Source organism: Lederbergia sp. NSJ-179 (assembly GCF_022867885.1).
In the GTDB taxonomy this organism is placed as follows: Bacteria; Bacillota; Bacilli; order Bacillales; family Bacillaceae_C; genus Lederbergia.
Genome location: NZ_JALIFP010000056.1, coordinates 1 through 16796, shown reverse-complemented (window position 1 = coordinate 16796; position 16796 = coordinate 1). Strand labels below are relative to the sequence as shown.

The 16796-nt window shown below is 38.4% G+C and carries 17 protein-coding genes, 1 tRNA gene and 1 pseudogene; 7 read left to right on the top strand and 12 right to left on the bottom strand.

The features are described 5' to 3' along the window. Nucleotides 1–217 precede the first annotated feature (217 nt). Nucleotides 218–290 (top strand) — tRNA-Ala (locus tag MUB24_RS21715). A 321-nt stretch (nt 291–611) separates the two neighbouring features. Here MUB24_RS21715 and MUB24_RS21710 read toward each other — a convergent pair. Further along, on the bottom strand, nt 612–1382 hold the full coding sequence (locus tag MUB24_RS21710; protein WP_244707613.1) for an SDR family NAD(P)-dependent oxidoreductase: 771 nt from the start codon (nt 1380–1382) through the stop codon (nt 612–614). A 316-nt stretch (nt 1383–1698) separates the two neighbouring features. Between MUB24_RS21710 and MUB24_RS23780 the strand changes: the two are divergent. Continuing rightward, nucleotides 1699–2099 (top strand): annotated as a pseudogene (locus MUB24_RS23780) (DUF3231 family protein). A gap of 405 nt (nt 2100–2504) precedes the next feature. Here MUB24_RS23780 and MUB24_RS21695 read toward each other — a convergent pair. After that, a complete protein-coding gene (locus tag MUB24_RS21695) occupies nt 2505–2750 on the bottom strand; it encodes a hypothetical protein (RefSeq protein ID WP_244707611.1) in 246 nt (81 codons plus the stop codon). 208 nt (nt 2751–2958) lie between these two features. Continuing rightward, nucleotides 2959–3663, bottom strand: a complete 705-nt coding sequence (locus MUB24_RS21690) for a TerC family protein (protein ID WP_244707614.1) — start codon at nt 3661–3663, stop codon at nt 2959–2961. A gap of 416 nt (nt 3664–4079) precedes the next feature. Here MUB24_RS21690 and MUB24_RS21685 point away from each other — a divergent pair, with 416 nt between their 5' ends. After that, nucleotides 4080–4643 (top strand): hypothetical protein, encoded by a 564-nt coding sequence (locus MUB24_RS21685; RefSeq protein WP_244707610.1) that lies wholly within the window; start codon nt 4080–4082, stop codon nt 4641–4643. An 829-nt stretch (nt 4644–5472) separates the two neighbouring features. Here the strand turns inward: MUB24_RS21685 and MUB24_RS21680 are convergent. Then, entirely contained in the window at nt 5473–5724 is a 252-nt protein-coding gene (locus MUB24_RS21680) for a hypothetical protein (protein ID WP_244707609.1), read from the bottom strand. A gap of 39 nt (nt 5725–5763) precedes the next feature. Then, complete coding sequence (locus tag MUB24_RS21675) at nt 5764–6147, bottom strand: hypothetical protein (RefSeq protein WP_244707608.1); 384 nt, start codon at nt 6145–6147, stop codon at nt 5764–5766. 92 nt (nt 6148–6239) lie between these two features. Between MUB24_RS21675 and MUB24_RS21670 the strand changes: the two genes are divergently transcribed. After that, nucleotides 6240–6947 carry a DUF421 domain-containing protein gene (locus MUB24_RS21670; protein WP_244707607.1) on the top strand — a complete coding sequence of 236 codons (708 nt, stop codon included), beginning with the start codon at nt 6240–6242 and terminating at the stop codon, nt 6945–6947. Between the two features lie 115 nt (nt 6948–7062). Then, nucleotides 7063–7473 carry a hypothetical protein gene (locus MUB24_RS21665; protein ID WP_244707606.1) on the top strand — a complete coding sequence of 137 codons (411 nt, stop codon included), beginning with the start codon at nt 7063–7065 and terminating at the stop codon, nt 7471–7473. A gap of 156 nt (nt 7474–7629) precedes the next feature. On the opposite strand, the gene MUB24_RS21660 is transcribed toward MUB24_RS21665, so the two are convergent. From MUB24_RS21660 to yugI, 4 genes are all read right to left on the bottom strand, one after another. Further along, nucleotides 7630–8280, bottom strand: coding sequence for a YdeI/OmpD-associated family protein (locus tag MUB24_RS21660; RefSeq protein WP_244707605.1), 651 nt, complete (start codon nt 8278–8280; stop codon nt 7630–7632). Nucleotides 8281–8445: 165 nt separating this feature from the next. Beyond that, nucleotides 8446–9792 carry a glucose-6-phosphate isomerase gene (locus MUB24_RS21655; protein WP_244707604.1) on the bottom strand — a complete coding sequence of 449 codons (1347 nt, stop codon included), beginning with the start codon at nt 9790–9792 and terminating at the stop codon, nt 8446–8448. 296 nt (nt 9793–10088) lie between these two features. Further along, entirely contained in the window at nt 10089–11333 is a 1245-nt protein-coding gene (locus MUB24_RS21650) for a Glu/Leu/Phe/Val family dehydrogenase (RefSeq protein ID WP_244707603.1), read from the bottom strand. A gap of 507 nt (nt 11334–11840) precedes the next feature. Continuing rightward, nucleotides 11841–12233 carry a S1 domain-containing post-transcriptional regulator GSP13 gene (gene yugI / locus MUB24_RS21645; protein ID WP_244707602.1) on the bottom strand — a complete coding sequence of 131 codons (393 nt, stop codon included), beginning with the start codon at nt 12231–12233 and terminating at the stop codon, nt 11841–11843. A gap of 176 nt (nt 12234–12409) precedes the next feature. Here yugI and MUB24_RS21640 point away from each other — a divergent pair, with 176 nt between their 5' ends. Both MUB24_RS21640 and MUB24_RS21635 read left to right on the top strand, forming a co-directional pair. After that, the gene (locus MUB24_RS21640) at nt 12410–13249 is read left to right on the top strand and encodes an alpha/beta fold hydrolase (RefSeq protein ID WP_244707601.1); all 840 of its coding nucleotides are present in this window, start codon (nt 12410–12412) and stop codon (nt 13247–13249) included. A gap of 67 nt (nt 13250–13316) precedes the next feature. Beyond that, a complete protein-coding gene (locus MUB24_RS21635) occupies nt 13317–14483 on the top strand; it encodes a MalY/PatB family protein (RefSeq protein WP_244707600.1) in 1167 nt (388 codons plus the stop codon). Nucleotides 14484–14811: 328 nt separating this feature from the next. Here MUB24_RS21635 and MUB24_RS21630 read toward each other — a convergent pair whose 3' ends face one another. The 3 genes from MUB24_RS21630 to MUB24_RS21620 all read right to left on the bottom strand — a co-directional run bounded on the left by MUB24_RS21630 (nt 14812) and on the right by MUB24_RS21620 (nt 16391). Next, a complete protein-coding gene (locus MUB24_RS21630; protein ID WP_244707599.1) occupies nt 14812–15354 on the bottom strand; it encodes a superoxide dismutase family protein in 543 nt (180 codons plus the stop codon). Nucleotides 15355–15447: 93 nt separating this feature from the next. Beyond that, complete coding sequence (locus tag MUB24_RS21625; protein ID WP_396426805.1) at nt 15448–15657, bottom strand: hypothetical protein; 210 nt, start codon at nt 15655–15657, stop codon at nt 15448–15450. 128 nt (nt 15658–15785) lie between these two features. Beyond that, complete coding sequence (locus MUB24_RS21620; RefSeq protein ID WP_244707598.1) at nt 15786–16391, bottom strand: peptidylprolyl isomerase; 606 nt, start codon at nt 16389–16391, stop codon at nt 15786–15788. Nucleotides 16392–16796 lie beyond the last annotated feature (405 nt).

Here is a 16796-nt window from a genome sequence, read left to right as displayed (position 1 = left end):
CGGGATTCGTATGCCCTTTTTTAGATGGTAATTATCAGAAAACAGCAACGCATCCTTTTTTATACAAAAAAAGGAGTAAAATTCAACTTTTCACAAAAAAAATAATGCCCTTATTTTTTTTCACACAACAAAAAATGATACAGCGCAAAAAGCTCTCCTTAAAAAAGACTTGCATTTTCTTGCAAAGTTACTATAATAAGTTATGGAGTTATTCATTGGGGCATTAGCTCAGCTGGGAGAGCGTTACACTGGCAGTGTAGAGGTCAGGGGTTCGAACCCCCTATGCTCCATACCGAAAACCCTTGACTTATCAAGGGTTTTCTTTTTTTAAAAAGGGAAGCATAAAAAAATTAGCTGGAGCTAGGCCTAGCCCCAGCGCCTAGCACCGAGAGGCTCGCAGGATGCGAGTCCATCGGCGTGGCGAACGACATGGCGACCTTAGCCGATGTTCCAGAAAATAACCCACGCCAATAAAAGTCAAGACCATTAGCTTGTCGGAGGCCTACAGGATGCAGGTAGAACAGTGTTTGCGACAGGACGTCGAGTTTTAGCCTTTTACCTCTTTCATTACAAGGCGCTTGCCCTTTTCTTATTCTCTTTTTTCAATTATGTTAAACCGATGTCGCAGCTTGTCCTCCATCAATTCTATAATATGCTCCACTAATAAAGGATGCTTTACCTGAAGATAAAAATACCATTAAATCGGCAATTTCTTCTGCGGTGGCATAGCGATTCATTGGTACAGAAGCTTCAAATGTTTTTCTAGCTTCTTCTGCCCTTTCCCCCATAGCATTTTTCTCTATTCTTCTCATCATCTCTGTATTAACACCTGATGGAGCGACTGCATTGACACGAACTCCATATTCTGCCATTTCAAGTGCTGCTGTCTTATTTAAACCAATGACGGCATGCTTAGATGCGACGTATGCGCTCATTCCCGGAGCCCCTAGTAAACCACCATTCGAGGCAGTATTCACTACAGAACCACTCTTTTGCTCTTTCATTATTTTCAGAACATATTTTAATCCATAAAATACACCCATAACATTCACACCAAATACATTTTTGAAGTTTTCCTCTGTCTGCTCTGTTATATTTTTGAATTCTCCGTTAATCCCAGCATTATTGATAAAAACATCGATCCTTCCATAATGATCTTTTGTCTTTTGAACATACTCTTTTACTTCATTTTCATTTCCTACATTAGCGGTAAGCAGTAAAGTATCTTCTGCTTCTAGAGACTCAGCTGCTTTTTCTAGAGTCTCTCTCTTCAAATCGACTAAAGCTAATTTTGCTCCTTCCTTTGCAAAGGCTTTTGCTACAGCAATCCCAATACCACCGGCAGCACCAGTTATTAGCACTACTTTATTATTAAATAACATGTAACCACTCTCCTTTTCCTAATTTTAGAGATGTTCGTTCGTCCCCTTCATATGAAAAGGCACATGACCTATTGAATATTTTGCACAAAAATCTAATTTATATGAGTGTATCTGCCGCCTTATTGTAATTGAAACAGACTGAGAGTAAAGGCCAATTTTTGTTTCACTGTCTATTTCATACAGCTGCACGATTCCCAGCTAAGTAGCTAATAATAGCCCCTTCAGGCATAATAAATCTGCATAAATTAATGAGGGGGTTATAACATAAAATATCCATCTAACTTCAAGTGAAATTGCTTCTCTTTGGACAGGATATATGAATGATAGCATGTCTAAATATATTTTAGGTTTTATGCTAAAGTATATTGAAGACCCCGATATAAAACCTGTCGTTCAATATGCTTATGATATTTCAATCAATCGTCAGGAGCAACTTGTATCTGTTTTTGAAAACGAACAATACGCCATTCCAAACGGATTTACCGAACAAGACGTAAACATGAACGCTCATGGCTTTTTACGGACATGTTTTGTTTAACCTATGTGAATCATATGGCAAAAGTGGGAATGTCAACATACAGTGGTTTTGTTTCCATGAGCTATAGGGAAGATGTCTGTCAATATTTTTCACAGGGCTTAAGCGAGATCAATAATCTTTTTTCGGCATTGACTTCCCCCTTTTTGGTTTATTTTGTGCCTATCATCCCTCTATCCTAAAAATATAAAAAGAGCCCTGAAAAGGACTCTTCCATCACAGTTGTTTTTAAAATTTACAGCATTGGTTTCAAATGATTATCACTTCTTCGCCACTGTTTTAGCATAGAGTACTTTGCCTTGAGGTGAGGGTCTTACTGCTTATTAATGCGGTTAAATCATTATCATTTGGTAATGATAATTGGAGTAATCAGATTGGAGTATTTTGAATGATAAAGGTATTATTTTTAACGTTGATCTTATCGTTGTTTTTTTCTTCTTGTTTCTTATCGGACCTTCGATTCCCTGGCCAAATGCTTGACTTCAGAAGCAGTTCTCCTGCCACTCGGCGAGAATTCCTGGCTCTATATAGCTAATTCATAAATATCGCCCTGATCATTGGCCTGCATTGATCACAATTTTGAGCATTTACTTTCCCTTCCTTTCGATCGTATTTTTCGTACCGCTGTACAATCCACTTGCTGATAATCCCAGTATAATCCCAACTAAAATTCCTTGTTTCAAATTTAATTCTGTCATATAGACGATTCCGATCACGATCCCAACTCCAATCGCAATCAATGGCAGAAATCTTTTACTAACTCCAGCTATCTTAAATGCTTCAACTAATCCAATAATCAGCGGGATGACTAAAACATCATAAATTTCAAACATACCTACTCCCCCCTCTTTATTATTTTATGAACGCCTGTCCAATTGGAAACGGCATAGTACCAACCGTCATAAAAAAATGGCTAATGCGGAAATTGCCTATCTCTGTCCCTTATATATAATTTATATAGGGCACTTTTAAAAACTGTCCTTAGGATTATCCACCAAAACAAAAAAGAACAGGTTGTCCCTGTTCCTATGGAGGCTATCTTTAATGATCACGTAATTTTTTATGGATGGACTGATGAGTCTTTTTCTTTCTTCTTTTATTTGTCATGTATCCTGCTCCTAGAACAAACATGATAAGCAAAACAGGTACGACAGATTCCAGCAGACCTTCTTTTCCAATGAATGGATCCAATTCTTTGTCCTTCAGCAGCATTTCACCTGCCACCCAGGCAAGAATAGCCGCTCCGATGTAACTGATCCAACTATACTCGTCCATTATTTTAACAATCAGCTTAGAGCCGAATATCATGACAGGAATACTGATTGCCACTCCTAACGCAAGGATGAGGATATGTCCATTTGCTGCCCCTGCAATGGCCACAACATTATCTAGACTCATTACGGCATCCGCAAGTATAATCGTGCCAATAGCTTTGATCAAACTATTTTGTGCAGAAATCTGGTTGTTTTCCTTATCATCCCCTACTAATACTTTATAGGCAATCCATAGAAGTAATATCCCTCCAATAATATGAACAAACGGGATTTGCAGTAGTTTGACAATAATCATTGCAAAAAGAATACGAAGAGAAACAGCTCCTATAATACCCAAAAAAATGGCTGTATTTTGTTGATTCTTCGGTAATTTTCTTGTCGCCATTGCGATCACAATTGCATTATCTCCAGAAAGAATAATATCAATCACAATGATTTTTATTAATGCGATTAAAGCTGTGGAAGACAGCATTATTTCAAATATTATTAGTCCATAATTGTTCAATCGGACTCCTTCTTTCCTAAATTTTGTACACTGTATTATACACCATACCCTATTTTCCATTTAGCTAAATCAAACCTTCCAAACTATTGACAAATACCCTATTGTTTAGGTCAACAGGATGTTGGTCAGAACAGCGTTGCGCCAGGACGGAGGCCAACAGGATGTTGGTCACAAAGGCGTTGCGCCAGGACGGCGCGCTCTTAGCCTTTGATCCTTTATCTCGTCAGAAGCCTTTAAATTTGTACGTCGCTAAACGGGCGCTTACGGTTTTCTAGTAAAAATGGGAGTTTGCACCAGAATGTTTGTCCAATCATTATGATGTTTTCCTAATAAACTAATAGGGAAAGCTGGCCAGCTCAAGAATATGGAAGGAGCGATTCAATTTGTATTACGAAGAAGAATTTTTTCTAGCGGAAGACTTTGGTAGAAATAGACGGAAACCAAGAAACCGCGCATTAGAATGCAGTTGTAATGTAGCAGGTTCCGAAAGAGACCGGCAACCTGGATGCGAATGCGATCTTGTAGACGCAGAAGCAGAAAGAATAGAAAAACACGTTTATCTTCACGTTTTAAATGAGGAGAAATCAACTGATTGTAGAGGTAACGCAGAAGAACCTGTTGGTTGTGGATGTGGAACAGAAGATCCTGTTCATTGTGGATGTGATGGAGGTGATCATTTGAAACCTGTTCAGTCTGGATGTAACAAAAAGAATTGCCATTGCCAAAGATTGAAAAAATTGTCACCACAAACGCTTGTCACACTTATTATTGAAGGAGGCACGGCTGCGCCGATTACCGGATTGGCGTTCAATAATTTTGATCCTTGTACTTGTTGCGCCACGTTTACTGTTGTTACTGCTAGTGCCGGTTTAACTGCTGGGTCCACACTCGTTATCGATTGTGCAAACATTCAAGCCATTATCTTCCCTGCACCAGCTGCTGGGTAATAGTCAAGCCATCTATTGATCCATCCCTGTACGAATCATCATCCTACATCTTATGAGGTTCTTTCCAGGAGGGAACCTCTTCTTTATTAAGATTTATAAGGCTTGTTGCAGGGACAATTATCGTTGATTGTCAAAAATTCAAGCCATGCTTTTAACCACTATTGGTGGTTAATGAAGGCTTTACCGTGGGTGGGTATGGAAAAGGTTTCTTCCTTTGGAGAGACCTTTTTTTACAAAGCCTGCTCCTCCTCTAGTCCTCTCGGCGATAGATCCATTAGCTGATTTTAACAACCCATCATGAACGAAAATACTCTTAATGGTAATTTCGTAGGCTAACCTAGCGACGCTGAATAGCTGGAACAAACCAAATTAGAGCTACATTAAGGTTATGGGATACACCCGATGGGGTTAGCCCTACAGAACGCAATTCATGCAAACGTTTCCACAAGACGTGCCATTCATAGTCTACGTTCCTCTATTGCCCCTACTAAATAAATAATGATCTTAGGCTAAAGTCGCCACATCCGCATGTCTTTGCCTAAGTAACCAACACCCTATTGTACTGAACCAACCGGACTTTTCTCTAAAAAGTTAGGGGACAGATTAGGGCGGTTATCTCTTCACCTATTTTTCTTATAACAGAATAGATCCCAAAGGAATGATTAGAACACGCACGAAGTTTAGACATGATTTCTACAGTTCCAATGATGGACAACTTTCCTATTTATCCAAGATTAAATAAAAAAGAACTCCTGAACATACAGGAGGCCGTCAAATGATCTAGTTTATAACTTTTTAACACTATTTTTGTGATAGGGCAAACAGATTATTAGGCAGGAGGTCTAATCTCAATTCCAATTATTTTATTACAAGAAACGATGAATACCGTATCGGCACTAACATCTGGATTTGTAAATGTCGCCAAGCAGGTATCACTATCTAAAGATAACAGTCTTCCGCCATTAAGAAAATTATTATCCGTCCCCTCGATAAAAATATCGTATATTCGTGAATTTGGCTGTAACGAGCGTAATATATCACAGAAAAACCCATTACATTTACTACATCTCTTATAACTCATTTTGCCCCTCCTTTCTCATCTACACTATAATATGTATCTTTAAAGCCTTCGTGTGGGTAGTGGTCTTATTTCTACACTTGTCTTTACCCGATAATCGTTATATCTTACGAAAATGGAGTAGTAGGCAGGTGGTAAATCCTTTAATGAGTCTAATTTGATCTCGATCATTCCTTGGCCATTTTCATTTATTTTTACCGGTAAAACATTGGCATTATGGGCTCTCGAAATTAATACATCTGTTATGGAATGGATGTCATCACCATACACATGAAAATGAAGAGTGTATTCGCTCTCTTGACAATAATGTTCTTTAAAGGGGATGTATATAGGTAAAGGAATGTATTTATTTTTTTCCTCAATAATCAGTTTGTTACGTACTATATCTACCCTAATTTTGTCCCAAAAAATTCTCCGAAAAATCAAAGGATGGTTTCACATAGCCCTAGTACATGTTTATTTTCATTTAAAATGGTTATGTTGATAATAATCTTTGGATGAATGGGGCTAAGCGAGCTGTGAATTTTTTAAATTTGACAATTGAACTGATCATTGGGTTTATTATGCTATTTTTTTTAGTGAAAATACTGGGTAAAACAATAATCAATCAAATTACACCCTTTACATTTATAGGCGCCATTGTATTAGGAGAATTATTAGGGAACGCATTATACGATGAAAAAATTGGAATAAAGTATATCATCTTTTCAATGATATTATGGGCAGCCATGTTGTTATTTTTTGAAATTATAAGTCAAAAATTTTTAAAATTACGTCTTATCTCTGAAGGAAAACCATCTGTTTTAATCCAAAATGGTATCATAAATCGGGAACAGTTAAAGAAAAATCGCATGAATCTAAATCAACTTCAAAGTTTATTAAGGCAGTCAGAGACTTTCTCTATTCGTGAAGTAGCTTACTGTTATTTGGAATCAAATGGTGCAATCAGTATTTTGAAAAAGTCACCGAAGCAAAAAGTGCAGCAAGAGGATCTAAAACTTCCACCACAACCTATTTTTGCTCCAGTAACATTAATTAGGGATGGCGAATTATTAATAGATGAATTGGAGGAAATCGGCAAAAATAAACAATGGCTCACCACTCAGCTGCAAACAAAAGGAATTCATGACTATCGTAATGTATTTATTGCGGAGTGGTTAGAAGGAGATGGTTTATTTGTACAAACATTTGAGCAAGTTACGGGCCTTAAGGAAGCAAATCATTAGCTTTCAGTGCTGAAGCAGATACATAGGCAAATACACATTTTAAAGAGTACAAGTTAATTGGTTCATAACCTATGAATAGGATGGTTTGAAATAACAAAATAAAGGAGTGCTTATTATGCATCCTAGTCATATGCATCTCAATTATTATCATCCACATATTCAAGAAGCTGATTTATATTCAACTCCATACCAGGGAGAGTATGATGACCAATCAACTAATGAAAGGCAATTTGGTGGGTTTCCACCTCTATTTCCACCACCGGGTCAAGGACCAGAAATAGGAGCGCCAACTGCACCGCCTCCATCATTTGTTCCCAGCCAAGCAGCAACTTTTGCAGTTGATCCAGGTAGTATCAGAAGATGTTTATTTAGATTCACGTATGTATGGCTACGTGGTTCTCAACAGTTTTGGTTTTACCCAATCTTTGTTGGCCGACGTTCTATCTCAGGGTACCGCTGGACTGGATTTGGATGGATTTATTTCGGAATAAGCTTGCGACAAATTCAATCGTTTACGTGTATTTAATTTTTAAATAGCCTTCCCACTTTAAAAGCGAGAAGGCTAGATATCCTTTTTCTACGTATTGGCGGCCACCAATGGTAAACATGATCATTCGCTGCATCCGCAACTATAATCGTTCCAATTGAAAAACGTCTTAACCGCTAATTCCCAGCCAGCGAATTACTTCTTCTTTTGACGATACAAATCAATAGATTTATATCCTTGTGATAGAATGTCGATCATTTGTTGCTGGCGCGTTTCCCTTGTCTTTTGTTGCTTAGCAGAAAAGATGTAGCGAGCCCAGCCTCTTTGGTAACCAGGTGTCAAGCTTTCAAAAAAAGCAAACACATCTGGTTTAGTAGCCAATAGTGCTTTAACATCTTTGACTTTATCCTCATAATCAGCAACACGCTGACTTGCTGATACTGACTTCTTTGCTTTCTTTTTCTCACGTTTTAATCCAACTACAGTGAAGACATCATCCATACTTACCATGCGTGAGAACTTCAAATCGCTTTCCCCAACATAGCCATCCTCATCTACTTTCATAGCTGGAAAAATTTCATCTCTGTGAACGAAAGTTTTATAGCGTGTGTTGCCTTTTTTAGGATAAGCGAAAAATAAATAGCCATTATCAAGTAATAGTTGGTTATCAATAATTTGATGTGTATACTGGACCATCTCATCCACAGTCTCGACAAAAATAAATATAGCCTCATGGTCTTTGTTAAAGGTTGTCGCTTGCTCAGTAAATAGATCATAGTCATTTGGTTGATTGAACACAACCATGTTTTTGTATTGATCAAGTTTTAATTTATCGATAATCGTCATTAGCATGCTCCTTTCGTTTTAGCATTTATAGATGGTAGCACCTAAAAAGCTCTATTAACGTACATTTTTCACTAAATAGAGTGGCGCTTCGTAGATTGTGTAGTAGAGGAGCAGGCAAAAAAGAGCAGATCCATGATAGAACTGCTCTTTTTTTTAACCTAGTTTCTACAATCGTTTTTCCAATTCTTCCTTTTTCTCTTCAAATCCAGGTTTTCCAAGCAAAGCAAACATATTCACCTTATAGGCTTCGACACCTGGTTGATCAAATGGATTCACCCCAAGGAGATAGCCACTAATCGCACAAGCTTTTTCAAAGAAGTAAGCAAGATAACCGAAAGTATAAGCGTCCATCTCTGGAATTTCGACGACGAGGTTTGGTACACCGCCATCTGTATGGGCAAGCAACGTCCCTTCAAAGGCTTTATCATTCACAAAGTCAATCGTTTTTCCTTCTAGATAATTCAAACCATCCAGATCATTTTCTTCCCCTTCAATCACAAGTTCATGACGAGCATTTTTTACCTTAATGACGGTTTCGAATAGGTCGCGACGCCCTTCTTGTACATATTGTCCAAGAGAATGGAGATCCGTTGAAAAATTAGCGGAAGAAGGATAGATGCCTTTTTGATCTTTTCCTTCACTTTCACCGAATAATTGTTTCCACCATTCTGCGAAATATTGCAGACCAGGTTCATAATTGATCAACATTTCAATCGTTTTCCCTTTATTATATAAAACATTACGAATCGCCGCATATTGATAAGCCGCATTCTTCGTCAGATCAGATGAGCTGAATTCTTCACGGGCATCACGAGCACCCTTCATCATCTCTTCAATGTCGACGCCGCTAACCGCAATGGGTAGTAATCCCACTGCTGTTAAAACAGAATACCGGCCACCCACATCATCTGGAATAACAAAGGTTTCATAGCCCTCTTCATTGGCCAAAGTCTTTAAAGCACCTTTTTCACGATCGGTTGTCGCATAAATCCGCTTTTTCGCTTCTTCTGCTCCATATTTCTCTTCCAATAACTTACGGAAAATCCGAAAAGCAATCGCAGGTTCTGTCGTTGTACCAGATTTAGAAATGACATTAACGGAAAAATCCTTCCCATCTAATAAATCCATCACATCACGCATATATGTAGAGCTAATATTATTTCCTACAAACAATACTTGTGGCGTTTGGCGTTTTTCTTTTGGCAATTCATTATAAAAGCTATGGTTAAGCATTTCAATGGCTGCTCGGGCACCTAGATAAGAGCCACCAATGCCGATCACAAGTAAGACATCACTATCTTGTTTAATTTTTGCTACTGCTTTTTGAATTCGCGAAAATTCCTCACGATCATAATCAACAGGCAAGTCAATCCATCCTAAAAAATCACTGCCTGCACCAGTTTTATCGTGTAATTGTGTATGGGCTGTTTCCACTGCCGCTTGCAAATAATCCACTTCATGTTGCCCAAAAAAAGCAAGTGCTTTGGAATAATCAAATTGTATATGTCCCATTCTACTGAAACCTCCCTTTCGATACAGTATTCCTTAACTTTAGCTGAATAAAGATTAATTTTCAAGTATAATATGAAAGGACTGCATCCTCATTTCAATATCTCGAATGAGAATGCAGCCCTCCCGCTTTTTGTCTTAAAATGCGTGTTCAAAAAGGAGGATAAAAAGGACCAAGAAGTTCAAGGCGGCGCAGTTTCGAGCAGCGGAATGTATGCTTTTAAATACATGAGCAGCGGAGAAACAAGCCAACGAAGAAATTCGCAGTGTCATTTTTACCGGACTTTTTGAACATCCTCTTAAACCCAACCTCTAAATCTCGAAGCTTCTGCTGTATTGCGAAGGCCCACCATATAGGCAGCGAGTCGCATATTAATTTTCCGAGTTTCTGCTGTCTGATAGACATTTTCAAAGGCTTCTACAAGTTTCTCTTGAAGTTTCTCATTCACTTCATCCTCTGTCCAATAATACCCTTGATTATTCTGCACCCATTCGAAATACGAAACCGTTACACCGCCTGCACTAGCCAACACATCCGGCACAAGCAAAATGCCTTTATCTGTTAAAATTCTTGTTGCCTCTTCTGTCGTAGGGCCATTGGCAGCTTCTACCACAATCGATGCTTTAATATTCGGTGCATTTTCGGCTGTGATTTGATTCGCTACGGCTGCTGGGACGATGATATCGCAGTCCAATTCAAATAATTCCTTATTCGAAATCGTATTTTCAAATAAAGTAGTCACCGTTCCAAAACTATCGCGCCGATCTAATAAATAATCTATATCAAGACCGTCCGGATCATGCAGGGCTCCATAAGCATCGGAAATCCCAACAATCTTTGCACCTGCATCATATAGGAATTTTGAAAGGAAGCTTCCAGCATTCCCAAATCCTTGAATGACAATGCGCGCATCCTTTATCTTTAATCCGCGTTTTCTCGCTGCCTCTTCAATACAAATCGTCACACCTTGTGCTGTCGCCTTCTCTCGCCCCTGTGATCCACCGAGCACAATCGGCTTACCTGTAATAAAACCAGGAGAATCATTTTCACGTAAATGACTGTATTCGTCCATCATCCAAGCCATAATTTGTGAATTGGTAAAAACATCTGGTGCAGGAATATCTTTAGTAGGACCGACAATTTGACTGATTGCCCGTACATAACCACGACTAAGTCTTTCGATTTCATTCATGGACATGGTCCGTGGATCACAAACAATTCCGCCTTTTCCTCCACCATACGGAAGATTGACAATTCCACATTTAATTGTCATCCACATCGACATTGCTTTTACTTCTTCCTCATCTACATCAGGATGAAACCGAACGCCCCCTTTGGTTGGGCCTACGGAGTCATTATGCTGAGCACGAAATCCTGTAAAGACTTTAACAGAACCATCGTCCATACGAACCGGAATTCTTACAGTCATCATTCTCATCGGTTCTTTTAACAATTCATACATTTCTTCGCCAAAACCAAGCTTGTGGAGACCATCTTTGATTACCTCTTGAGTTGATGTAAATAAGTTAAGATTTTCCACCATCGTTTTATTTCGCCTCTTTATTGATTAATCAGATTTTATTATCCATACTTTCAATCATTCCGTTTGTTCCCCAAAAATATTTATGAATAGATTTTTTATTAGGAGGTTTCTTTTTTCTATTCTCACATAACAAATGAAATAGGTTCAAGCTAACGCTTTCAACGTTTTTTTCGCTTTTAAAAAATAGCGTGCGTGGATTGGATGTTAAAAAGACCCCTTTATTGTCTATAGAAATATAGCTTTTTACCGACTAAATAGAAAATGTATAAGGCCCCTTTCTGTTACAATTATATAAAATTATAGTGAGTTTTGGTTATAATAGCTCCATCCTTTATAGCCATCTTTGCGCTATTTCCCCTCCCTATTCATTCATAATTCCATGCAACTCCATATTACCATATAATTTCTACAATGGAATAGGTACTTCCTGATAGAACAACAGAAAAATTTCTTATAACCATCCCAAAAAGGGATGTCCTAACGAATAAGACATCCATCATCATTAACTTATTTTTTCATTACATCTTTATTCTCAGATTGTTTAATCCATTCTTGTAATTTATCCTTAAGTGTATTAAACCCTTCACCATCCGATTCAGAGGATTGAACAGTCGATTGTTGTTTAGGTGACTTAGCAAATTTCTCTTTTACAGGAGCTTCCTCTGTCGCTTTAATGGAAAGACTGATTTTCCCATTATCTGGATGAACCTCTAAAACTTTAACTTTTACTTCATCTCCAATAGATAAAAACTCATGAATATCTTTCACAAAACCATGCTTTATTTCTGAAATATGAACAAGTCCTTGAGTTTGCTCATCTAAGGCAACAAAAGCCCCATAAGGTTGAATCCCTGTTACTTTTCCCGTCCATACTGTGCCTGTTTCATATTTTGTCGTCATGAAAACACTCCCAATTATCATATAATGATCTTCTAATTTACGCAATTTATCATTTTAACATAGGTGTATCTTGAAATCAAAACATAGGTTTTCCCGTCATATCTTTACCCGTTTGTTTAAACATTCAAACTCCATAAAAAACTTATTAACGGGTAAACTAGGAACGAGGTGAGATTATGGCTGCAACCGTTTCTAAGCATGTATACCAAATAAATAATATTGATCTTTATTATGAAAGCTATATCCATAATCATGAACGTCCTGTAGATACAATTATACTAATACACGGATTTTTGTCTTCTACTTTCAGTTTTCGTAAATTGGCTCCGCTCCTTGCCAATGATTTTAATGTATTAGCGATTGATTTTCCACCATTTGGCAAAAGCGGTAGATCCCCTTCTTTTCACTATTCCTATCGAAATATAGCACATACCATATGGCTACTATTAGATCACTTAAATTGTTCTTCTTGCTATGGGATTGGACATTCAATGGGAGGGCAGATTATTTTTAATATGATGCATCAACGTCCTAATCACATCAAAAAAGGCGTTTTTCTTTGTAGTTCTGCCTATTTATCCCGAATCAAACCACCATACACCTATTTATCCTACTTACCTTTTTTCGAAAAAATCATTCGACATAAGCTAGGAAAAACAGGGGTGCTAGGGAATCTACATAATGTCGTTTATGACAAAAGCATCATTGATAAAGAAATGATTCTCGGCTATACAGAACCTTTTGAGGATGATAAAATGTTTTGTGCTTTTAAAAAAATGATCCGTCACTGGGAAGGGGATCTTCCATCTGAAATTCTGCATACGATCTCAACCCCTTGCCTTCTCATTTGGGGGGAAAATGACCAAATTGTGCCCAACCGTATAGGAAAAAGACTTGCTCAAGATTTACCAAATGCCCAATTTATTTCATTGCCCAAAACGGGACATCTAATTCCAGAGGAAAGGCCATGGGAAGCTTATTGCGATATAAGAGAATTCTTTTTTCAGGATAGATGAGACTTTCAAAACGAACAAAATATCGATAGAATAGATGAAGGATAAGATTTTTTGAGGGGGAAAAGGAATGTACAAGCTGAATGAGAAAGTGAACAGAAAAAATACCTCCTCCCTAAAATGGGATGGAATGCAGCCTGCCTTTGGATCAAATGAGCTTTTACCGATGTGGGTAGCAGATATGGATTTTAGCCCTCCTACACCAGTGATCGACGCGATCAAAGAGCGCGTCGATCATGGTGTATTTGGGTATACCATTGCAAATGGAAAGACAGCCGAGGCGATTATTCAATGGACGGCCAAACGGCATGGCTGGGAAATCCAACCAGAATGGATTTTATATAGTCCTGGTGTGGTTCCTTCCATTGGGATGGCGATCCAAGCCTTTACGGATGTCGGTGATAAAGTCTTATTGCAATCACCTGTTTATACACCTTTTTTTAATATGATTACAAATAATATGAGAGAGGTCGTGAACTCTCCTTTAAAATTAGTCGATGGTCATTATGAAATTGATTTTGCTGATTTTGAAGAAAAATTAAAAAGTGGTGTCAAACTCTTTTTACTATGCAGTCCCCATAATCCTGGTGGCCGTGTGTGGAGAAAGCAAGAATTAATTAAAATCGCAGAGCTTTGTAAACAATATGGAGTCAAGATTGCTGCGGATGAAATCCATGCTGATGTCATTTTTGCACCTCATACGCATCTTCCTTTAGCATCCATTGATCCATCTTATATGGACTTTGTCGCTACCTTTATGGCACCCAGCAAAACGTTCAATCTTGCCGGATTACAAGCTTCTTTCATGGTCGTACCGAATAAAGAATTACGCAAAAAACTAATGGCCATCCAACAGATGCAAGGTCTTACCAGCCTCAATACTTTTGGGATGATTGCAATGGAAGCCGCATATAGTCATGGCGAACAATGGCTTGAAGACTGTATTGCTTATATTCAGGAGAATATCGATTTGATCAAAAAAGAAATCGCTCATTCCCTACCAGATCTTGAAGTGATGATCCCTGAAGGAAGCTATCTCGTTTGGATTGATTGTCGGAAAACCGGTTTAAATGATGAAGAATTAAGAGAAGCCTTACTGAAGAAAGCGAAATTAGCGGTGAACTTTGGACATTCTTATGGGAAAGGCGGCGAAGGCTTTATTCGCATAAATCCTGCTTGCCATCGTTCCATTGTTGAAGAAGGACTGGAAAGGTTAAAAATAGCATTTGGGAATTGATCTAAGAAAAGCGCTAGCGCCCGTTTAGCGACGTACAAACTTCAGTTGAAAGATGAACAGCTAAAAGCGCGCCGTCCTGGCGCAACGCTGTTCTGACCAACATCCTGTTGGCCTGAGATAAAGGAAACACGATGAACCCGAAGGGTGAATCGATGTTGACTTACGCAAGCAGGCACCGAAAGTTTGCTAGTCGCTGGGCGCTGGAGCTAGATCCAGCATTAGCCTAAATTTCTTTCTTTACTTGTTAAAAAGGTACCCACAGAAGATTTGGTTGTGGGTACCTTTCTCTTGTCAAAGCGCCATGAACGGCCGCCATTTCCAAGACGTTTTATTTTTCTTTAAAATGAACCGGTTTTTTATCCTTTGTGATTTCTCCACAAGCAATGCGATCCCCTGAATTCCCCGCAGGTTGTGTCATGCCATCATCTGGAAATTCATGGATGACAATCGATGTTCCCTCTTTTGTATAAAGAGAAGTCTTTCCTTCCTTAAACGTAATTCCCTTTGCCACAAAATCAACCTTTACCGTTCCATCCCCTTTTACAGTCAGATTAGGAAGGTCCCCTGCATGTGGACCTTTCGGGTTGAGAAGCCCGTGTTCTTTTTTGTCATCAGGATTATAATGATCACCGGCAGACAGAAAATCTGGTGGTTCACATTTCCATTTATCATGAATATGCATCGCATGTTCACCAGGAGGAAGCCCTTTTAGATCCACCTTTACTTTCATCCCATCGGCTTTTTCCTCTAGATTAATTTTCCCTAGAGAATCACCATTCGGATTAATCACATCAACCTCTACCTTCTTAGGAGGCGGATTCACACAGGATATTAGCAATAAACAAAAAACGAACGGAAGAAATTTCTTCACAAATACCCCTCCAAAAAAAGAGTCGTTGTTCGTCATTATTGCCACCCTCAAAACGAAATATCCTTTACAGCGGAAAGTTTATAAAAGCACCCATTACGGGTGCTGATTTTCTCGTTCCTTATTCAATCGTTCTTCTAACTCTTTCGCCTTTTCTTCCTGTTTCTTTGAGATTTTTTTAAAGAAAAAAACAACTAAGACCGCAACGATGATCACAAGAGCTAATTGGATAAAGGCTGGGATATATTCTGTTTTATCCTCTGGAAAATACATCGGGATAATATTCAACACAAAAAGATTGAGGATTGATAACAATGGAAAACATCCTTTCCACATAATATAATCCTATTATAGCAAAGGAGATAGGCAAGAACCAATAATCATCTTCGACAAATATGTGAAAACCGCCATATCCAACATGACGGCTTTTCATTTTATTCTTTAATAAGATCGATACTTTCGATTACAACATCTTCTACTGGTTTGTCGCCTGGCTGAGTTTTCACATTCGCAATTTTATCGACCACATCCATCCCTTCAATCACTTGGCCAAACACGGTATGGCGATGATCTAAATGAGGAGTACCTCCTTTTTCCATATACGCCTCAATGATTTCTTTTGGAAAACCGGCTTTTTCTAGCTGTGGTTTAAAACCTGCATCTAACTGATGATTCTGTACAATGAAAAATTGGCTTCCATTTGTATTAGGTCCGGCATTTGCCATCGAAACGGCCCCGCGAAGATTGAATAAATCCATTGTAAACTCATCCTCAAAAGCATCACCGTAAATGCTTTCCCCACCTCTTCCCGTGCCAGTCGGATCTCCACCTTGAATCATAAAATCTGGAATGACCCGATGGAAAATAATTCCATTATAATACCCATCTTTGGCATGAGTAACAAAGTTTTCAACGGTCTTCGGCGCTTGTTTTGGAAAAAGTTTCATTTGAATAGAACCCATATTTGTATTCAGTTGCACCAATTTTTCATCTTCCGCTACTTCAGTCGATAATTGTGGATAAACATGTTGATTGGTCATTTTGACATCTCCTTTTTATTTGCCCGTTACTATTTAAGAAAAAATATGTAGCTTCCCATTTCCTTCAAGAAATTACTTTACAGGATTCCTAGGAAAATCGCAATATTTCTGGGGAGGGAGCGTAGATCTCAGGGCATTGCTCTGACCTTGAAGCATTGAGAGTCGACTTCGGACCTTTGAGGGCATATTTTCTATACGAGATATTTTTTTCTATACGAGAGGAAACAGTCATCCCTCTTTCATTTTCAAGACGTTTCTTTCATAATAGATAGAAACAGAGTATGGAGAGGAGCTATTTGATGAACATCGGTGATATCATTGTCACAAATAAAAAAACAGGGAAATATATCGGAGAGATTACAGCCATTCATGAGGATACGTATACAATCCGAATTTTAGCTGTAC